A 1,752-nucleotide genomic window follows, 5' to 3' on the forward strand; every position below is an offset into this window, starting at 1 on the left:
GTCCCGCCCGTCCTTTTTGGACGGGCGGGACGCCCATCCCACAAACTTGTGGAAGTTATTTAATTCTCATTCCTAAGTTGACACAAATTGGCCTGGCGCCGTGTCCTCTATATAATAATTCCGGTGCAATCGGAAACGATATCAAGCGATCGGGTGGTGGGGGACTCGGCATAAAAAATAGTGAACAGGCCGATCGCACTGAGAACTTGCTTGCTTGCGGGCGATCGACTTTTCCCGAAAAATCATTGATATCCAACCAATAACTAATCACCAATCACCAAGGACTCCCAATCATCACAAAAGCCGACCAATAATAAGGATGCGACAACTTTAAATCCGCAAACCCTTGCAGCGAAGTCGGCAACTCCACCCCCTCACCCCGACTCAAACCCCGCAATCGGCCGCCCTCCAAACGCACATCTCCCCGCAACATCGCAATTTGCGCTTGTCGCAGCGCCGCCCCCTTAATTCGCGCCGTCTTCAACTGCTGGTAAAACTCACTCATCAATCCCAAAGTACCTTCATCCGAAACGTACCACAAACTCCCCAAAGCCGTTTGCACCCCCGCTTGCAGCGCCAACCCCCCAAAACCCAACTCCGCCTGTGCATCTCCCACCGCAGTCCGACAAGCACTTAAAACTAACATATTCACCTGCGGATCATTCAATCTCAAATCCCGCAATTGATCCATTCGTAGCCGACTATTCCACAACTGAATAAAAGAATTATTCGGTACTCCAGGTCGAAATTCGCCGTGAGTAGCTAAGTGAATAACCCCAAAAGATCGGCTTTGATGCTGTCGCTTCAAATTCTCCAAAGTGAAACCCTCATTTAGAAAACTAACTCCCGGCCACTCTCTGGAAATAGTCGCTATTTCAGCAGGAACTGCCGGCAAAGGATTCAACTCGGAAAATTCCGAGGCACCCATTGCTAAAACTTGAGAATTTCTGATATCGACGTAGCGAGTATCTGTTAAATTAATGCTGGGCATCAGGCTGAGATTGTACTTTTCCACCAAAAATTGCTGTCCGTCGTGCAAAGCAGCAAAGGGCATACCTCTCAAACCTCGATCGACAACAAAGGAAATAGTATCAGTTTCGCACTTTGTCAAACTGTCCTCTAAAGGCCCAATCATCCACTTATAAAGCTGTTGGGAAGATGGTAGATAACTCGTAGTAGCCCGCACCCCCGGTTTGGTAATCTCACCCCTGAACTCATTTACAACTTTCAGAAGTTCTTGTCGGTTCGCTGACGGCACACTTTTGTGAACCACTTCACCGCAAGAAGTGATCAGCATTAAATTTAATTCTTCGGGCTGCGAGAACAGATAAATTAAGCTGGGTTTCGTGCCGGTTTGTGCGCCCACCGATGCTAAGTTTTTTTGAATTTCCTCTGGGGATACCAACTCGTTGCTAATGTTGAGGCCGAAATATTCCCCGAATTCTTGGCTGAAAGATTTGTCCAGCATAGACAAAGCTGCCGATATTTGGCCTGCCTCCAAATTCCTGCCGATGTCGCCGCGAAATGCTGACTGAATAACAGAATCTCTGATTTTTGAATCGATGAAATTTCTCATTCCCCTGGGAAATTGCATTCTTTCGGGTGGCATCCTTTCTCCGGGTTTTCCTATATCTCGCGATATTCTGTTTTGGTTCTGCCGCTGTTCGCGACTAAAGGGTTGGTTGCGATCGGGGAAAACCCGGCTTCTATCTAATGGAAATCTACCGCTTGGCGATGGTGGCGGTGGATTTG

The 1,752-nt window shown here is 47.8% G+C and carries 2 protein-coding genes; one reads left to right on the plus strand and one right to left on the minus strand.

Annotation, left to right across the window (positions count from 1 at the left end; translation table 11 throughout):
• Positions 1 to 263: hypothetical protein (locus QUB20_RS27290; protein ID WP_333291795.1), on the plus strand; the 263-nt coding region annotated here is incomplete at its 5' end.
• Between the two features lie 11 nt (positions 264 to 274).
• On the opposite strand, the gene QUB20_RS27295 is transcribed toward QUB20_RS27290, so the two are convergent.
• The coding region (locus QUB20_RS27295; protein WP_333251108.1) for a CHAT domain-containing protein at positions 275 to 1,752 on the minus strand (1,478 nt) is incomplete at its 5' end.

It is taken from the genome of Microcoleus sp. B4-C2 (assembly GCF_036705265.1).
GTDB lineage: Bacteria > Cyanobacteriota > Cyanobacteriia > Cyanobacteriales > Microcoleaceae > Microcoleus.